The organism is Streptomyces sp. NPDC002671, assembly GCF_053592475.1.
Window position 1 is genome coordinate 107669 of sequence record NZ_JBSFVU010000005.1, and the last position, 17396, is coordinate 125064.

The following is a 17396-nucleotide window of genomic DNA, read 5'->3' on the forward strand; positions in this document are numbered from 1 at the left end:
GGCAGGGCAGGCGGCGGGTCAGGTGGCCGGCTCCGCGACCGGTGCGTCGGCCGGTGCCCGGTTCCTGGGGGCCTTGGCCGTCACGAACAGGCCCGCGACCACAGAAGCCGACAGCATCACGCCGACCGCCCACCAGATGGCCACGGTGTAGCCGTGCACCAGGCCCGCCCGGACCACGGCGGCCTTCTGGGCGGGGTGGTGCAGGTGGGCGGTGACGTAGCGGTCGCTGGCCGTGGTGGCGATGGTGTTGAGCAGGGCCGTACCGATCGAACCGCCCACCTGCTGCGCGGTGTTGACCGTGGCCGAGGTGACGCCCGCGTCACGCGGCAGGACGCCGGCGGTGGCGGTGGCGAAGATCGCCATGAACGTCATGCCGACGCCGACGCCCATGGGCAGCAGGGCGGGCAGGACCTCGGTGGCGTACGAGGAGTGCACGGTCAGCCGGGTCAGCAGCAGCAGGCCGGTCGTGGCGAGGAGTGTGCCGGGCACCATCAGCAGGCGCGGGGCGACGAGCGTGAGCAGGCGTGCCGAGATCTGGGTGGAACCGGCGAGGATCGCGGCGGTCAGCGGCAGGAAGGCCAGGCCCGCCTTGACCGGCGAGTAGCCGAGGACGACCTGGAGGTAGTAGGTCATGAACAGGAACAGCGCGAACTGGCCGATGATCGCGAGCATCATCGTCAGGACGCTGCCCGCGCGGTTGCGGTCCTTGATGATGTGCAGCGGGAGCAGCGGGCTGGCCGCCCGCTGCTGCCACGCGACGAACAGCCCGAGCAGCAGCACCCCGCCCGCGAACAGGCCGAGGACCAGGGAGTCGGTCCAGCCGCGCGCGTCGGCCTCGCTGAAGCCGTAGACGAGCGCGACGAGCCCGCCGCAGCCGAGCAGTACGCCGAGCACGTCCAGCCGGGCCCCCGCGCTCGCGGTGCCGGGGCGCTCGCGCAGGAGGGCGAAGGCGCCGAGCACCGCGACGGCGGCGATGGGCACGTTGACGTACAGGCACCAGCGCCAGTTGAGGTACTCGGCGGTCAGTCCGCCCACGACGAATCCGACCGCGGTGCCGCTGCCGCCGAGGGCGCCGACGATGCCGAACGCCTTGGCGCGCTCTCGTGGGTCGGTGAACGTCGTGGTCACCAGGCTGAGCGTGGCAGGCGCGAGGATCGCGGCGAAGACGCCCTGAAGGGCGCGGGCGCAGAAGAGCATGCCGGAGGAGGCAGCCGCGCCCCCGAGGGCGGAGGCGGCAGCGAACCCGATCAGACCGATGACGAAGCTGCGCTTGCGGCCGACGAGGTCGGCGATCCGGCCGCCCAGCAGCAGGAGCCCGCCGAAGGCGAGGGCGTAGGCGGTGATGACCCATTGCCGGTTGCCGTCGGACATGTGCAGGTCGCGCTGGGCGGAGGGGAGCGCGATGTTCACGATGGTCCCGTCCAGGATCACCATGAGCTGGGCGAGGCCGACGACGACCAGGCCCCACCAGCGGTAGGGGTCGGCTCCGTCGGGTATGCCGGGAACGGCTGCGCCAGGTTCACCTGTTCGGCCGACAGCCGAGGGGCCGGCCTTCATGGCTCTTTTCATGGTTCCAGCACCACCTTTCCGATCGTGCCGCGGTTCTCCAGCGCCCGGTGGGCGGCGGCTGCTTCGGCGAGCGGGAAACGGGTGACGGCCGGGCGCAGCCGGTCCTCGGCGGCCTCGACGAGGGCGCGCAGTTCGAGGGCGCGCAGCCCTCCTGCCTTCTGGAGCATGGCCGGTCCGAGGACGGACTCGGAGAGGCCCTCGACGTGGTGCCCCTGGCCCGGCCCGATGCCCTCCGCCGACCAGCCGAAGACGAGGTGCCGCCCGCCCGGCCCGAGCAGGGCGACGGCTTCCCGGGCGACCTCGCCGCCGACGCCGTCGTACACGACAGTTGCCGGCCCCTCTTGATGCGCGGTTCGGCTCGCGAGTCCGCCCAGGTGGGCGCGGACCTTCGCGGGCCAGTCGGGGTCGGTGTAGTCGACGGCGAGATCGGCGCCCTCGGCCCGGACGCGGGCGGTCTTCTCGGCCCCGCCCGCGAGCCCGATCACCACGGCTCCGGCGTTCTTGGCGTACTGCACGAGCAGCGTGCCGATGCCGCCGGCCGCGGCCGGTACGACGACCACGTCGTCCGGTCCCAGCTCGGTGAACTGCACGATCCCCAGGGCGGTGCGGCCCGTGCCGATCATGGCGACGGCAGCGGCGAAGTCCAGGTTCCCGGGGATCTCGTGCAGGCGCTCGACGTCGGTGACGGCGAGTTCGGCGTAGCCCCCGGGCGCGAAGCCGAGGTGGGCCACCACCCGCTTGCCCAGCCACAACGCGTCGACGCCGTCGCCGAGCGCGTCGACCACGCCCGCGACCTCCCGGCCGGGCACGGTCGGCAGGGCGGGCAGTTCGGGCAGCGGGCCCTGGTGGCCCTCCCGCAGGGCCGTGTCGAGCAGGTGCACGCCCGCCGCACGCACCGCGATACGCACCTGCCCCGGGCCGGGCACGGGATCCGCGACCTCTTCGAGGACGAGGTTCTCGGCCGGACCGAAGGCGTGCAGGCGGACGGCGTGCATGGGCTCCCCCAGGGCTGTGCCGGCTGTGCGGCTGCGTGTCTGCCGCTGCGTCTTTGCCGCGGCTGGTGCCCGTCCACTCTTCAACCCCAACCAAGCTTTAGGTCAAGGGGGAATCGGCCGAGGGGGACTGTCAGTGGCGGGGTGCAGCATGGAGGCCATGACGAGGAAAGTGACGGGCGGGGTGAAGGTGAAGGGCGCGCAGCGCCCGGAGCTGCGGCTGCCGCCGCTGGAACCGTGGACCGACGGGGAGTTGGAGCCGGACGGCGACTACGACGGGCTGGAGTTCCGGGAGGCGGATCTGGCCGGGCAGAGCGGGGCGGGCGCCCGGTTTCTGGACTGTGCGCTCAGAGGGTGCGTGGTGGACGAGACGGGCTTGCGCCAGGCCCGCTTCCTCGACACCGTGCTCGGCGGCCTGCGCGGGGTCGGCACCGATCTCGCCGAGGCCACCTTCCGCGACGCCGAGCTGACCGACGCGCGCCTGGGCGGCACCCAGCTGCACGGCGCCGTCCTGGAGCGGGTCGTGGTCCGCGGCGGCAAGCTCGACTACCTCAACCTCCGCGAAGCCCGCCTCAAGGACGTCGTCTTCGAGTCCTGCGTCCTGGTCGAGCCGGACTTCGCGGGCGCCCGCCTGGAGCGGGTCGAGTTCGTGGACTGCACGCTGAAGGAGGCGGACTTCAGCGGGGTCACGCTGACGGACGTGGACCTGCGCGGGGCCGCTTCGCTGGAGATCGCGCGGGGGCTGGACCGGCTGTCGGGGGCGGTGATCAGCACGGGGCAGCTGCTGGATCTGGCGCCGGTGCTGGCGGCGGAGCTGGGGATCCGGGTGGCGGGGTGAGTCGGCGTGGCGAGGTGAGACGTCAGGGGATGCGGGGGAAGCGCGCCTGAAGGGTCCAGATCGCCGGGTTCTCCGCCAGGTCCTCGTGGAGGTCGGTCAGGTCGGCGATCAGGTCGTGCAGGAAGTCGCGGGCCTCGCGGCGGAGTTCGGTGTGGGAGAAGGTGAGCGGCGCCTCCTCGGCCGGCATCCAGTCGGCCTCGACGTCCACCCAGCCGAAGCGGCGCTCGAACAGCATGCGGTCGGTGGACTCGGTGAAGTCCAGCTCCGCGTGCTGGGGCCGGGAGGCCCGGGAGCCCATGGGGTCCCGGTCCAGCTGCTCCACGATGTCGCACAGCGCCCACGCGAAGTCCAGCACCGGCACCCATCCCCAGGCTGTGGACAGCTCCCGGTCCGACTCGGTGTCCGCGAGATAGACGTCCCCGCAGAACAGGTCGTGCCGCAGCGCGTGGACGTCCGCACGGCGGTAGTCGGTCTGCGGCGGGTCCGGGAAGCGGTTGGAGAGGGCGTAGCCGATGTCGAGCACGGGAGAGATGGTGTCATGCCTGGTGAGCGGGCGCTCCCCTTAAGATCACTGACATGTCCAGATCCGTGCGTGTTGTCCCGGCCGTCGCGGGCGTGCTCGCCCTCCTCCTCGCCGGCACCGGGTGCGACGGCGGCGTGCGCGGCACCCCGGGCGGTTCCGGCGTGGGGGACCCGTACTTCCCGAAGGCGGGCAACGGCGGCTACGACGTCGCCCACTACGACCTCGCGCTGGACTACACCCCCGGCACCGGCCGCCTCACCGGCAAGGCCGTGATCACCGCGCGGGCCACGAAGGACCTGACCGCCTTCGATCTGGACCTCGCCGGACTGCACGTCGACTCGGTCACCGTCGAGGGCAAGGACGCCCTCGTCAGCCGTAGCGGACAGGAGCTCACCGTCCGCCCGCACGACGACCTGCGCAAGGGCGAGACCTTCAGCACGACCGTCCGCTACTCGGGCATCCCGCGGACCCTCACCGACCCCGACGGTTCCCAGGAGGGCTGGCTGCGCACCGCCGACGGCGCGGCCGGGCTCGGCGAGCCGGTCGGCTCGATGGCCTGGTTCCCGGGCAACAACCACCCCTCCGACAAGGCGACGTACGACATCACGGTCACCGTGCCGAAGGGCCTCCAGGCCGTCTCCAACGGCGAGTTGACGAGCCAGACCGACAAGGGCGGCCGTACGGCCTACGCCTGGCGCACCGACCGGCCCATGGCGAGCTACCTGGCCATGGTCGCCATCGGCCACTTCGAGATCACCCGCACCACCGGTCCGCACGGCCTGCCCATCGTCACCGCCGTCGACCCCACCCAGGCCAAGGCGAGCAAGGGGGTGCTCGCGAAGATCCCCGCGATCATCGCGTGGGAGGAGTACAACTTCGGCCCGTACCCCTTCTCCTCCACGGGCGCGATCGTCGACCGCCCGAAGGACTCGGGCTACGCCCTGGAGACGCAGAATCGTCCCTTCTTCCCCGGCGCCCCCGACACCGACACCCTCGTACACGAACTCGCCCACCAGTGGTACGGCGACGCGGTCACCCCGAAGTCCTGGCAGGACATGTGGCTCAACGAGGGCTTCGCCACCTACGCGCAGTGGCTGTACGACGAGGACCACGGCGGCGACAGCGCCCAGAAGACCTTCATGGACCTCTACAAGGGGGACGACGAGGCCCTGTGGGCGTACCCGCCCGCGAAGCCGTCGAGCGCGGCGCACATCTCCGACACGCCCGTCTACGAGCGCGGCGCGATGGTCCTGCAGAAGATCCGGCAGAAGGTCGGCGACGACGCCTTCTACGACATCATCCAGGGCTGGGTCGCCACCCACCGCTACGGCACGGCGAGCACCGCCGACTTCACCGCGTACGTCGAGAAGAAGGACCCGGACAAGGACTTCAGCGGGATCTGGAAGGACTGGCTGTACAGAGACGGCAAGCCGGACCACCCCTGACGGGCGGCCCGGCTGCCTGCTGCTCTACTGCCGTGCGCGTGCGGTTACTTGACGTTGACCGCCGTCCAGGCAGCGGCCACCGCGTTGTACTCCACGCCGCCGGAGCCGTACAGGTCGGCCGCGGCCTGCAGGGTGGCGGTGCGGGCGCCCGCGTAGTTGGTGGTCGAGGTCATGTACGTGCTCAGGGCCTTGTACCAGATCTGGTCGGCCTTGTCCCGGCCGATGCCGGTGACCGTGGAGCCGTTGTAGGTCGGGGAGTTGTAGGAGACCCCGTTGATGGTCTTGGCGCCGCTGCCCTCGGACAGCAGGTAGAAGAAGTGGTTGGCGACGCCGGAGGAGTAGTGCACGTTGAGGCGGCCGACCTTGCTGGACCAGTAGTCGGCGGAGCTGCCGTCCTTGCTGGGCTGGTCCATGTAGCGCAGCGGGGTGCCGTTGCCGTTGATGTCGATCTTCTCGCCGATGAGGTAGTCACCGGGGTCGGAGGCGTTGTTCGCGAAGAACTCCACCGAGGTGCCGAAGATGTCCGAGGTGGCCTCGTTCAGGCCGCCGGACTCGCCCCGGTAGTTGAGCTTCGCGGTGGCCGCGGTCAGGCCGTGGCTCATCTCGTGGCCGGCGACGTCGAGGGAGGTCAGCGGGTCGTTGTTGCCCGCGCCGTCGCCGTACGTCATGCAGAAGCAGCTGTCGTCCCAGAACGCGTTGACGTACGCGTTGCCGTAGTGGACGCGGGAGTAGGCGGCCCGGCCGTCGCCCGCGATGCCGTTGCGGTTGAACGCGGACTTGTAGAAGTCCCAGGTGACACCGGCGCCGTAGGCGGCGTCGGCGGCGGCGGTCTGGCGGTTGGTGTTGGTGCCGTCGCCCCAGACGTCGGCGGAGTTGTGGAAGAGGGTGCCGGTGCCGGCCGTGCCGCCGTTCAGGTCGTACGTCTTGTGGCCGCCGCGCAGGCCGTCGATCAGGTCGAAGCCGCCGGTGGCGGAGGCGGTGCTGTTGACGGTGACGGTTCCGCTGTACCGGGTGTTGCCCGTGCCGGCCTCGATGGCCTGGTAGGAGCCGAGCTGCTTGCCGGTGGTGGCGTCGGTGATGACGTGCAGCTCGCTCGGGGTGCCGTCGTGCTGGACGCCCTTGACGACGGACTCGTAGGCGAGGACCGGCTTGGCGCCGTCCGCCCAGACGACCTTGCGGGAGGTCGAGGTGGTGGCCTTGGTGCCGCTCGCGGCCTTCAGGGCGCTCTTCTTGGCGTTCGTGGGGGAGACGGCCGCGGTGGTGGTCGGCACGGATATCCGGGCGTTGGTCGCCTTGCTGACGCCCTTGAGGTCGCCGTTCTTCGCCACGTGGGTGACCAGGTCGCCACCGAGGACGGGCAGGCCCGCGTAGGTGCGCTCGTAGCGCGTGTGGACCGTGCCGTCGCGGTCCTTGATCACGTCCCGGACGACCAGCTTCTCCTTGCTGCCGAGCCCGAGTCCACGGGCCGCGGAACCGGCGTGCTCCTGGGCCGACTTCAGGGCGGCGACGCGGGCGGAGGTGCTGAGCGGGGCCGCGAGGGCACCGGGGGTGTGCTCGGGGGCTGCGGTGGCGGCGCCGTTCTGCAGTGCGAGGACGACCATCGCGGCCGAGCCGATCAGGGCAGCGGCGCGCACAGTGGCCTTACGGGTGACGTGGGGCTGACTCACTCGGACTCCTTTGAGCTGGTCTCCGTGGGGCCGAAGACACAGGTGGGGCACAGCTAATGCACAGAGGTGCGGCGAGTGAGGAGAGGGTGGCACCCGGACCACCCTCTTTGACAGAGTCCCGACAGGACTTTACGTGTTTGTATCCGAAAGGCGTGCGGCCGGAACCGCTATACGGACGGCGAAATGATGATCAACTGCTGTCTGAACAGGAGGAATTGAGGCCCCCGTCCGCACGGTGCAGTGGCTTGCGCAGGACCGTGCAGGGGCGGCCGAGGGTGCGGTCGGGGCGGTGGGCGATGGTCTCGTAGCCGAGCGCGGTCCAGAAGGCCAGGCCCTTGGGGTTGTTGGCCAGGACGGCGAGGCGTACGGCCGCTCGGCCGGCGGCGCGGAAGCGGTCCTCGCCGAGGGTGGCGACGCGCCGCCCGTACCCCTTGCCCTGCTCGGCCCCGGCCACCATGAGCAGCCCGATCCAGGGGTCCGGGTCGGCCGGGTCCGGGTGGTGGGCCAGCGTGATCACGAGCGCGACCAGCCGTCCCCCGTCCCGGGCCGGCAGCACCTCCGCGTCCGGGTGCGCCAGATCCCCGGCCAGCGCGTCCGCCACCTGCTCGGGGCGTACGTCGTCCGGGTCGGGGAAGTCGCCGCTGAGCCGGTGGAACTCGTGGTTGGACGCGTAGAGCGCGGTGAGTTCCGACAGCAGCGGGGCCGGGAAGACCTGGCCGGGGGAGAGGGGCTCAAGAATCACGAGCGCAAGCTATTCCCAAGGGGCTGCTGCCCACCCGCGGTTCTGCCCGGCCGGCACCGCGCTCATCGTGGTGTCGGCCGGGCACTGCCGGCTCCGGACAGCGGCCGAAGCCGGCGCAGCGTTCTGTCAGACGTTGACGCCGAAGTCCTGGGCGATGCCCACGAGGCCCGAGGCGTAACCCTGGCCCACCGCGCGGAACTTCCACTCCGCGCCGTTGCGGTACAGCTCGCCGAAGATCATGGCCGTCTCGGTGGCCGCGTCCTCGGAGAGGTCGTAGCGGGCGATCTCGGCGCCGCCGGCCTGGTTGACGATGCGGATGTAGGCGTTGCGGACCTGGCCGAAGTTCTGGCCGCGGTTCTCGGCGTCGTAGATGGAGACCGGGAAGACGATCTTGTCGACGTCGGCCGGGAGGGCCGCGAGGTTGACGTTGATCGCCTCGTCGTCGCCCGCGCCCTCGCCCGTGCGGTTGTCGCCGGTGTGGACGATGGAGTTGTCGGGGGTCTGCTTGTTGTTGAAGAAGACGAAGTGGCCGTCCGAGTAGACCTTGCCCTGCGGGTTCACCGCGATGGCGGAGGCGTCCAGGTCGAAGTCCGTGCCGGTGGTGGTGCGGACGTCCCAGCCGAGGCCCACGGTGACGGCGGTCAGGCCCGGAGCCTCCTTGGTGAGCGAGACGTTGCCACCCTTGGACAGGCTTACAGCCATGATCGGGAGTCCCTTCCTTGGTTTCCGTGCACCTTTGCCGACGCACTCTTGCCGACGAAACTAGCGTCACCGGGAAGAACGTCGAGGGGGGTCCCCGCGGTTCCTGATCCCTTTACCTTTTTTACCTGGTTGCCCGCCGCCGGGAAATCCGGGTGACGCGGGGCGGGCCCGGCCGGGAACATGGAGGCATGGCCGGTCCTTATGTCATCCGTGGCTCCGTCTCGCTTCCCGAGGCCGAGCTGACGTGGCGTTTCTCCAGGTCGTCCGGGCCCGGCGGGCAGCACGTGAACACGAGCGACTCACAGGTCGAACTGCGGTTCGACCTGGCCGACACCGAGGCGTTGCCGCCGGTGTGGAAGGAGCGGGCGCTGGAGCGGCTGGCCGGGCGGCTGGTGGACGGCGTCGTCGTCGTACGGTCCTCCGAGCACCGCTCCCAGTGGCGCAACCGCGAGGCCGCCGCCGTACGGCTCGCCGCCCTCCTCGCGGAGGCCACCGCGCCGCCGCCCAGGCCGCGCAAGCCGACCCGCATCCCACGCGGCATCAACGAACGCCGCCTGCGCGAGAAGAAGCAGCGCGCGGAGAAGAAACAGGGCCGCTCCGGGCGCAACTGGACGTAGTACGCCCGCAGTCGGGCTCCCCGTGTCACGTTTCCGCGCTCTTCTTCGTCATCCTTGGGGAGGCGTACGGATGCAGGTCGAAGGGGCGCCAGTGTCGATGAATGAGCAGGACTTTCTCGCCGAGCGGTTCGAGGCGTACCGGGGGCATCTCCGGGGTGTCGCCTACCGCATGCTCGGCTCGGTCACCGAGGCCGAGGACGCCGTGCAGGAGACGTGGTTCCGGCTGACCCGGTCCGACACCAGCGAGGTGGCGAGCCTCGCGGGCTGGCTGACGACGGTCACCGGCCGGGTCTGCCTGGACATGCTCCGCTCCCGCAAGGCCCGCGCCGAACAGCCGCTGGAAACCTGGCACCCCGCTCCCACCGCCGACCGGGACCCCGCGCACGACGCCCTGCTCGCCGATTCCGTCGGTCTCGCCCTCCTCGTCGTCCTCGACGCCCTTACGCCCCCCGAGCGGCTGGCGTTCGTCCTGCACGACCTGTTCGGCGTGCCCTTCGACGAGATCGGCGGCATCCTCGGGCGCAGCCCGGCCGCCGCGCGGCAGCTCGCCAGCCGGGCCCGCCGCCGGGTGCGCGGCGCCGAGGTGCCGGACGCCGGCATGGCCCGGCAGCGGCGGGTGGTCGACGCCTTCCTGGCCGCCGCGCGGGAGGGCGATTTCGACGGGCTGCTCGCGGTGCTCGACCCGGACGTGGTGGCCCGCAGCGAGGAGGGCGTGATCTCCGGCGCGGTGGCCATCGCCTCCGGTGCCTCGTCGTTCGCCTATCCCAATGCCGTCGTGCATCCGGCGCTGGTCGACAGCGTCACCGGCCTGCTCGTCCTGGTCGACGACCGCCCGATCCGTGCGCTGTCCTTCTCCTTCGCGGAGGACCGGATCACCTTCGTCGACGTCGTCGCCGACCCGGCCCGGCTGGCCGAGCTGGCGATCGAGCTGGTCTGAGGCATGGTCCGGACGGCCCGGGGCGGGCTCCTGAGGGATCTACGGGATCTGCGGGATCCACGGGATCCGCGAGAGCTACGCTCCGGCGTCGTCCAGGGCCAGTACCCCCACCGTCTGCCCACCGCTGGTCTCCCCGTTCTTCCGGAAGCCCAGCCGGAGGTAGAACTCCTCGGGGCCGTCCGGGCCGGGGTGCCAGGTGACGTACAGCTCCTTGCCGCCCCTGCGGCGGATCTCCGCGGCGACGGACTCGACGGCGAAGCGGCCGTAGCCCTTGCCCTGCACCTCGGCGGCGATGTTCAGGCGCCACAGGCCGGAGCGGAACACGCTGCCGTCGAGGTGCCAGTCGATGTCGAAGAAGGCCATCAGGAAGCCGACGGGACGCCCCGCGTCGGTGATCAGCCGGGGCCAGGCGACGCCTGGGTGGACGTACGCCTCGGCCAGAGACTTCACCACGGGCTCGACCGCGTGCTCCTGGTCGGGGCGGATGCGGATGCCGAGCGCGGCCTCCAGGTTCCCGGGGGTTATCTCTTCCAGCTGCAGTGACTGGGATGTCATGCGCGCAGCGTAGGCCGGGCCCCCCGGCGCCGCGACGCAATTCCGGCGGCGTCCGGTCAGCCCAGCTGCCGGTACCGGCTGCGGAAGTACATCAGCGGGCCGCCCTCCGCGCCCGGCGCGTGTGCGGTCAGCACCCGGCCGATCACCAGGGTGTGGTCGCCGGCCCTCACCCGCTGCTCGGTGCGGCACTCCAGGGTGGCCAGTGCGCCGCCGACCAGCGGGGCGCCGGTGGCCTCGCCGCGGACGTAGGGGATGTCCGCGAAGAGCAGACGGTCGCTGATGCGGCCCTTCATCGCGAAGCGGCCGGCGATGTGCCGCTGGCTCTCGGTGAGGACCGAGACCGCCCACAGGGGCTGTTCGGCGAGCAGGTCGTCCATCCGGGACCCTTCGCGCAGGCTGACGAGCACCAGCGGCGGGTCCAGGGAGACCGACATGAACGCCGTGGCGGTCATGCCGACGTCTTCGACGCCCGGCGCCCCGGGGTCGTCCGGGTCCAGCGGCGGCTCCTGCGCGGTCACCAGGACCACGCCCGCGGCCAGCCGGGACATCGCGGCCCGGAACTCGTCGTTGCTCACCCCCTCAGCATGCCCGGAGGAGGGTGTGGCGGTGAGGGATGAGGTCTTCAGCACGCCGGAAACGCTAATCTCCGCCTTCCGCGGTGCGCATCGGGCCTCCGCCCGAACCGAGTCCTAGGACCAGGGACCGGATCAGCGGCGGTTCGTGCATCATATGGACACATCCGCAACGCCTGCGTTCAACAAACGGACAGGGAAAATGGGGAAACCGCGGAAACCTCACTCAATTGTTCACTTTTCCCTGTGACTTGAGTCACAAGGGGCGGGAATTGTTGACCCTGTGTACCGAGTGAGCAGCGCGCTGTGATTCAGTGGCTCGGAACCCTTGATTCGCTGCGAGGTCTCGGGGGGAGGGCGAGCATGGAGACCGAGTCGGAGCCGTACGTCCGCCTTGCGTCCCTGCGGCAGCTGCACCAGGTCATGGCCGACATGAACACGGCGCGCAGCCTGGCGGACACACTGCAGACCGTTGCCGACGGTGTCGTGAACGCCCTCGGATACGAGATGGCGTGCGTGAACCTCGTGCGCCCTGACGGCGACCTCGTGGTCGCCGCCTTCACCGGGAACCCCGCGGCCGAGGCCCTGATCACCGGCCGGGTCGGCTCGCGTGAGTCCTGGGAGCGGCGGCTGAACATGGGCGAGCAGTGGGGCGACCTGGTCTTCATACCCCACACCGAGGGCTGGGTCCTCGACGACGACGACGTCCCGCAGTGGTTCACGGACGGGCCCGAGCCCCGCTTCGAGGACGAGTGGCACCCCTGTGACCGGCTCTTCGCCCCGATGTACACCCCGAGCGTCCAGGGCGGCTCCCACGGCGAACTGATCGGGGTGCTGTCCGTCGACCGGCCGCGCAACGGCCGCCACCCCGGCGCCTGGGGGCGCGAGGCCCTCCAGATGTACGCCTTCCAGGCGGCGATCGCGATCAGCAACGCCCGCCTGCGGTCCAATATGCAGCGCGCCCTGGTCCGCCTGGAGCGCGACCAGCAGGCGCTCCGGGCCAGCGAGGAGAGCTTCCGGCAGGCCTTCGAGTACGCCCCCTCCGGCATGGCCATAGCGGAGATGGGCGGCGACCAGCACGGCCGGATCCTGCGCAGCAACGACGCCCTGTGCCGGCTGCTGGGCCGCCCGGCCTCCGCGATGCGCCGCTACTCCTTCTCCGACCTCGTCCACCCCGAGGACATCGGCACGCTGCTGCGGACCTCGGCGGAGGGCGGGCGCGCGGAGCTGCGCCTCGGCCGCCGCGACGGCACCTACGTGTGGGTGTCGCTGCGCAACTCCGTCGTCGCGGACGCGGCCGACGGCCCCCGCTTCCTCTTGACCCACGTCGAGGACATAGAGGAGCGCAAGCGCCGCGAGCTGCAGCTCGCCCACCGCGCCTCGCACGACTCGCTGACCGGCCTGCCGAACTCCGCCGAGCTGCGGTCGCGCCTGTCGGCCCGCCTGTGCCGGCGGCCCGCGCACGCCCTGGAGTCCCTGGACGCGGCCTACGGCCACCCCGCGTACGAGGCCCCCACCGGGCACGGCTTCGACTTCGCGCCCGGCGTGGAGGAGTTCGACGCCTTCGACCACCACGTGCACACCAGCGCCCCCGAGGACGGCCGCGACGACGGCGCCAAGGGGCTCGCGGTCCTCTTCTGCGACCTCGACGGCTTCAAGTCGATCAACGACCGCTTCGGCCACAACGCGGGCGACGCGGTCCTGATCGAGGTGGCCCACAGGCTCGGCAGGGGCGTGCGCGACGGGGACACCGTCGCCCGGCTCGGCGGCGACGAGTTCGTGATCCTCGCCGACGGCCTCGGCAAGGCCGACGCACAGGACCTCGCCGTACGCCTGCGCAACGAGATCATCCAGCCGATCCGCGCCGAGGGCCGGGCCGTCCGGGTGGGCGCGAGCTTCGGCATCGGATGGGCACACTGCGGCATGACGGCGGACGAAGTGTTGAAGTCAGCCGACGAACGGATGTACGTAGAGAAACGATCTCGTCCCAAACAACACCGACGCGCCGGATGAGCCGCAGGTCAGCGAGTTGATGCGGTTCGGATCACCCGTTTGGGCGTGGGAGAACGGGTAGGCTCGCCATTCCAGCGACGTATCGCATCCGCCCGCACCTGTTGAGGAGTACCAGGGATGACGCCCGGCGACAACGGCGCGAGCACGCCCGAGGACGACGACCCGTTCGGCTATCTGTACGCCGACGGTCAGGCCAGAGGAGCCCAACCGCCGTCCGGTGGCTATGGCTACCCGAACTCGGTCAGCAGGGTGCGCGCGGTCGGCGAGCGCCAGTACGGCCAGCAGCAGACCGCCCCGTACGGCCAGCCGTCCGTCCCGCAGCAGGGCGCCTACAGCCAGCCGAACGCGCACTACCAGGCCCCGGAGACCCTTCCCGGCGGTGGCTCCGCCGGCAGCCGGCCGGCGCCGCCCGCCCCCGGCCGCCGCGGCCCGAACACCAACGGCCTGCTGATCGGTGCGATGGCGGTGGTCGCCGCGGTCGTCATCGGCATCGGCGCCGCGATGATCGGCGGCGACTCGGGCCACAAGAAGGACAACGGGGCCAACACCTCGCCCGCCCAGTCCCAGGCCGCCTCCCCGAGCGCGTCGAGCGGCGCCTCGGCGACCCCGGGTGAACTCCCGAAGGCCGACGCCCAGGCCCTCCAGCAGGCAGGCGGAGCCACCAAGGCCTCGGACGTCGCCGGCGCCAAGGCGGCGGGCGGCGTCTACGTGGGCGGCCTCAACGCGGTCGGCTCCTCGGTCACGTGGACGATCAACGACGTTCCCGAGGCCGGCGCGTACACGCTGTTCGTGAACTTCAGCGCCGTCGAGGACCAGTCGATGACGGTCACGGTCAACGGCAAGGAGTTCGGCAGCAAGCTGGGCCTGGGCAACTACAGGCACGTCGCCGACGGCGACTTCGCCAAGGGCTGGACCACCACCTACGTGTGGCCGACCCTGAACAAGGGCCCCAACACCGTCTCCATCTCCTGCCAGGCGGGCGACAAGTGCAACGTCCTGCTGGACCAGGTGTGGCTGAAGAAGGGTCAGGTCAAGCGGGACTCGGCCTAGGCCGCGCCCGCCTCCCCGGTCACCGTGACCCGCTCGCGCAGCTCCTCGTAGACCGCGCGGTCGAACTCGCCTGCCACAGGGGCCCGTACGGTCGCCGTCGACAGGGCGATCGCGCGGGTCAGGCGGTCGGGCCAGGGGAGGTTCTCCACGAGGCCGGAGAGCAGGCCCGCGACCGCTGAGTCACCGGCGCCGGTCGGGTTGCCGTGGACGAGGGCCGGTGGGCTGGCCTGCCAGCGGCCCTCGGGGGTGGTGGCGAGCAGGCCCCGGGCGCCGAGGGAGGCGACCACCGCGTGGGCGCCCCGGCGGCGGGCGTCCTGGGTGGCCCGCAACGGCTCGTGGGAGCCGGTGAGTTCGGCCAGTTCGTCGGCGTTCGGCTTGATGATGTCGGGGCGGGCCGCGACCCCGCGGCGCAGCGCCTCGCCGCTGGTGTCCAGCAGGACGGGGACGGCGGCGGTGCGGGCCGCGCGGACCAGGCTCGCGTACGCCCCGACCGGCACCCCCGGCGGCAGGCTGCCGCACAGGGCCACCGCCGAGGCGCCGGGCAGCAGTTCCTCGTAGCGGTCCAGGAAGGCGCCCCACTCGGCGGGCGCGATCTGCGGGCCCGGCTCGTTCAACTGGGTGGTGTCGCCCGACAGTTCGTCCACGACGGCGAGTGTGCGCCGGGTCGCCCCGGCGATCGGCACCAGTGCGTCGGTCACCCCGGGCGTGCCCGCGAGCCGCTCGCGCAGTTCCCGGCCGGTGGTGCCGCCCGCGAAGCCGGCGACCGTCGTCTCGTGACCGAGAGCCGCGAGCACCCGGGCCACGTTCACGCCCTTGCCGCCCGGCCGCTCGGTGACCTCCTGGACGCGGTGCGAGGCGTGCGGGCGCAGCGACCCCACACGGTAGGTGATGTCGAGAGCGGTGTTCAGCGTGACCGTGAGGATCACCCGTGCCGACCTCCTTCGCCGTGTCGCCGCGTACGCCGTGTTCGCCTCGTCGTCCGCTTCCGTTCTCCGGCACGATCATGCCAAACAGACGGCGGCCGGCCCAGATGCAGGTCGGCCGCTGTTCGGGGCGTAAACCGGGAGGGATCAGCCCAGTTGGGGCGCCACGATCCATTCGCCCCGGCGCATCACGCCCTTCAGGTCGAAGCCGGCGTCCAGGACCACCAGGTCCGCGTCCTTGCCCGGCTCCAGCGAGCCGATGCGGTCGAAGAGGCCGAGGAGGCGGGCCGGGTTGGCGGAGAGGGCGGCCACCGCGTCCTGCACCGGGAGCCGGTCGACGGTCACCGCGCGCTTGAACGCCCGGTCCAGGGTGAGCGTGGAGCCCGCGATCGAGCCGCCCTGCACCAGCCGGGCCACGCCCTCGCTGACCTCGACCTCCAGCGGGCCCAGCATGTAGCGGCCGTCGCCGATGCCGGCCGCGTCCATCGCGTCGGTGATGAACGCGACCCGGCCGGCACCCGCGTGATGGAACGCCAGCTGCAGCGCGGCGGGGTGCAGATGGGTGCCGTCGTTGATCAGCTCGACCGTCACCCGCTCGTCCTCCAGCAGGGCCGCGACCGGGCCGGGGGCGCGGTGGGCCAGCGTCGGCATGGCGTTGAAGAGGTGGGTGGCGACCGTGGCGCCCGCGTCGACGGCCTCGACCGTCTGCTCGTAGGTGGCGTCCGTGTGCCCGATCGCCGCGATCACGCCGTGCTCCGCGAGCAGCCGTACCGAGTCGATGCCGCCCGGCAGCTCGGCGGCGAGGGTGACCATCTTCGCCTTGCCGCGCGCCGCGTCGATCAGCTTGCGGACCTCGGCGGGCTCCGGGTCGCGCAGCAGCTCCTCGGAGTGCGCGCCCTTGCGGCACGGCGAGATGAACGGCCCCTCGAAGTGGATGCCCGCGATCTCGCCCTGCTCGGCCAGCTCGCTCAGCAGCCCGGCCTGCCGCACCAGCAGGTCCATCTCGTCGGTGACGGTGGAGGCGACCAGCGTGGTCGTGCCGTGCAGCCGGTGGGTGTGGATGGCCTTCAGCACCTCGTCCGGCGTACCGGAGAAGGAGGCTCCGCCGCCGCCGTGGTTGTGGATGTCGACGAAGCCCGGGAGCACCCAGTGGCCGGTCAGGTCGAGCACCTGGGTGTCGGCGGGCGCGGTGGCGGCGATGTGCCTGCCGTCCACGACCACCTGGCCGTTTTCCACCGTTCCGGTGGGCAGCACCACCCGAGCACCTGCGAGAACCAAGCTGGCAGCCATCAGGCGGTTACCTCCGGAGTCGTAGAAGTGGTCGTCAGCAGGTCCCGCGCAAGCAGCCCCGCGCCCAGGCAGCCCGCCGTGTCCCCCAGGGCCGCCGGGACGATCGTCGGCAGCTTCTGGAAGGTGACCCGCCGCCGGACGGCTTCCCGCAGCGGTCGGAACAACACTTCCCCCGCCTCGGCCAGCCCGCCACCGATGATCAGCGTGCGCGGGTCCAGCAGGGTGAGCGCGGTGACCAGCCCGTCGGCGAGCGCGTCCACCGCCTCCTGCCAGACCCGGATGGCGTTCGGGTCACCGGACGTGACGGCCTTGGCGCAGTCGGCCGCGTCCGCCCCGGGGTCCTGGCAGGCCTCGGCCCACGCCTCGCTGACCGCGGACGCGGAGGCGTACCGCTCCAGACAGCCGCGCTGCCCGCACGTGCAGGGGGTGCCACCCGGTCGTACGACGACATGCCCGATCTCGCCCGCGAAGCCGTGTGCGCCGGACTCCACCCGCCCGTCCAGGCCGATGGCGCCCGCGATTCCGGTGCCGAGCGGCACGAACAGGAACCGGTCGGCGCCCTTGCCCGCGCCGATCCGGCCTTCGGCGAGCCCGCCGGCGCGCACGTCGTGGCCGAGGGCGACCGGCACCCCGAGCCGCTCGGCCAGGAGTGCGCGCAGGGGGACGTCCCGCCAGCCGAGGTTGGCCGCGTAGACGGCGATGCCGTTCTCGTCGTCGACGATGCCGGGGACCACGATGCCCGCGGCGGCGGCCGGTTCGCCGTAGCGCTCGGCGCCGTGGGCGCGCAGCTCGGCGGCGAAGTCGAGGATCGTCTCGACCACGGCATCGGGCCCGCGCTCGCGTCCGGTCGCCCGGCGGGCGCGGTGCAGCAGGGCGCCGCCGTCACCGATGAGGGCGGCCTTCATCCCGGTGCCGCCCACGTCCAGGGCGATGACATGTCTCATGGGGTCAGTGTGGCCCT

At 71.7% G+C, this 17396-nt stretch carries 17 protein-coding genes; 6 read left to right on the forward strand and 11 right to left on the reverse strand.

What is annotated here, in order from left to right; genetic code table 11:
• Positions 1-18: 18 nt before the first annotated feature.
• Positions 19-1569, reverse strand: a complete 1551-nt coding sequence (locus tag ACWD35_RS09255; RefSeq protein WP_451350540.1) for an MFS transporter — start codon at positions 1567-1569, stop codon at positions 19-21.
• Positions 1566-2564, reverse strand: coding sequence for a zinc-binding dehydrogenase (locus ACWD35_RS09260; protein ID WP_451350541.1), 999 nt, complete (start codon positions 2562-2564; stop codon positions 1566-1568). The genes ACWD35_RS09255 and ACWD35_RS09260 overlap by 4 nt, the downstream gene beginning before the upstream one ends.
• Before the next feature lie 157 nt (positions 2565-2721).
• Between ACWD35_RS09260 and ACWD35_RS09265 the strand changes: the two genes are divergently transcribed.
• A complete protein-coding gene (locus ACWD35_RS09265; RefSeq protein WP_451350542.1) occupies positions 2722-3399 on the forward strand; it encodes a pentapeptide repeat-containing protein in 678 nt (225 codons plus the stop codon).
• Positions 3400-3421: 22 nt separating this feature from the next.
• Here ACWD35_RS09265 and ACWD35_RS09270 read toward each other — a convergent pair whose 3' ends face one another.
• The gene (locus ACWD35_RS09270; RefSeq protein ID WP_451350543.1) at positions 3422-3922 is read right to left on the reverse strand and encodes a hypothetical protein; all 501 of its coding nucleotides are present in this window, start codon (positions 3920-3922) and stop codon (positions 3422-3424) included.
• 53 nt (positions 3923-3975) lie between these two features.
• Here ACWD35_RS09270 and ACWD35_RS09275 point away from each other — a divergent pair, with 53 nt between their 5' ends.
• Positions 3976-5367: a M1 family metallopeptidase gene (locus ACWD35_RS09275; protein WP_451350544.1), complete on the forward strand. Its 1392-nt coding sequence runs from the start codon at positions 3976-3978 to the stop codon at positions 5365-5367.
• Between the two features lie 44 nt (positions 5368-5411).
• On the opposite strand, the gene ACWD35_RS09280 is transcribed toward ACWD35_RS09275, so the two are convergent.
• From ACWD35_RS09280 to ACWD35_RS09290, 3 genes are all read right to left on the reverse strand, one after another.
• Positions 5412-6968 (reverse strand): M4 family metallopeptidase, encoded by a 1557-nt coding sequence (locus tag ACWD35_RS09280; protein ID WP_451350808.1) that lies wholly within the window; start codon positions 6966-6968, stop codon positions 5412-5414.
• A gap of 256 nt (positions 6969-7224) precedes the next feature.
• Complete coding sequence (locus tag ACWD35_RS09285; RefSeq protein WP_451350545.1) at positions 7225-7776, reverse strand: GNAT family N-acetyltransferase; 552 nt, start codon at positions 7774-7776, stop codon at positions 7225-7227.
• Between the two features lie 126 nt (positions 7777-7902).
• Positions 7903-8478 (reverse strand): TerD family protein, encoded by a 576-nt coding sequence (locus ACWD35_RS09290; RefSeq protein WP_451350546.1) that lies wholly within the window; start codon positions 8476-8478, stop codon positions 7903-7905.
• 188 nt (positions 8479-8666) lie between these two features.
• Here ACWD35_RS09290 and arfB point away from each other — a divergent pair, with 188 nt between their 5' ends.
• Both arfB and ACWD35_RS09300 read left to right on the forward strand, forming a co-directional pair.
• The gene (gene arfB, locus ACWD35_RS09295; RefSeq protein ID WP_451350547.1) at positions 8667-9095 is read left to right on the forward strand and encodes an alternative ribosome rescue aminoacyl-tRNA hydrolase ArfB; all 429 of its coding nucleotides are present in this window, start codon (positions 8667-8669) and stop codon (positions 9093-9095) included.
• 97 nt (positions 9096-9192) lie between these two features.
• Complete coding sequence (locus ACWD35_RS09300) at positions 9193-10032, forward strand: sigma-70 family RNA polymerase sigma factor (RefSeq protein WP_451350548.1); 840 nt, start codon at positions 9193-9195, stop codon at positions 10030-10032.
• A 75-nt stretch (positions 10033-10107) separates the two neighbouring features.
• On the opposite strand, the gene ACWD35_RS09305 is transcribed toward ACWD35_RS09300, so the two are convergent.
• Positions 10108-10587: a GNAT family N-acetyltransferase gene (locus ACWD35_RS09305; RefSeq protein WP_451350549.1), complete on the reverse strand. Its 480-nt coding sequence runs from the start codon at positions 10585-10587 to the stop codon at positions 10108-10110.
• 56 nt (positions 10588-10643) lie between these two features.
• Positions 10644-11216, reverse strand: a complete 573-nt coding sequence (locus ACWD35_RS09310; protein WP_451350550.1) for a flavin reductase family protein — start codon at positions 11214-11216, stop codon at positions 10644-10646.
• A 306-nt stretch (positions 11217-11522) separates the two neighbouring features.
• Here ACWD35_RS09310 and cdgB point away from each other — a divergent pair, with 306 nt between their 5' ends.
• Both cdgB and ACWD35_RS09320 read left to right on the forward strand, forming a co-directional pair.
• A complete protein-coding gene (cdgB, locus tag ACWD35_RS09315; protein WP_451350551.1) occupies positions 11523-13172 on the forward strand; it encodes a diguanylate cyclase CdgB in 1650 nt (549 codons plus the stop codon).
• Between the two features lie 117 nt (positions 13173-13289).
• Positions 13290-14222, forward strand: a complete 933-nt coding sequence (locus tag ACWD35_RS09320) for a carbohydrate-binding protein (protein ID WP_451350552.1) — start codon at positions 13290-13292, stop codon at positions 14220-14222.
• Here the strand turns inward: ACWD35_RS09320 and ACWD35_RS09325 are convergent.
• The 3 genes from ACWD35_RS09325 to ACWD35_RS09335 all read right to left on the reverse strand — a co-directional run bounded on the left by ACWD35_RS09325 (position 14219) and on the right by ACWD35_RS09335 (position 17379).
• Positions 14219-15148 carry a 1-phosphofructokinase family hexose kinase gene (locus ACWD35_RS09325; RefSeq protein WP_451350553.1) on the reverse strand — a complete coding sequence of 310 codons (930 nt, stop codon included), beginning with the start codon at positions 15146-15148 and terminating at the stop codon, positions 14219-14221. The two genes, ACWD35_RS09320 and ACWD35_RS09325, sit on opposite strands and share 4 nt — an antisense overlap.
• Before the next feature lie 144 nt (positions 15149-15292).
• Entirely contained in the window at positions 15293-16435 is a 1143-nt protein-coding gene (gene nagA, locus ACWD35_RS09330) for an N-acetylglucosamine-6-phosphate deacetylase (RefSeq protein ID WP_451350554.1), read from the reverse strand.
• Entirely contained in the window at positions 16435-17379 is a 945-nt protein-coding gene (locus ACWD35_RS09335) for an ROK family protein (protein ID WP_451350555.1), read from the reverse strand. The genes nagA and ACWD35_RS09335 overlap by 1 nt, the downstream gene beginning before the upstream one ends.
• Positions 17380-17396 lie beyond the last annotated feature (17 nt).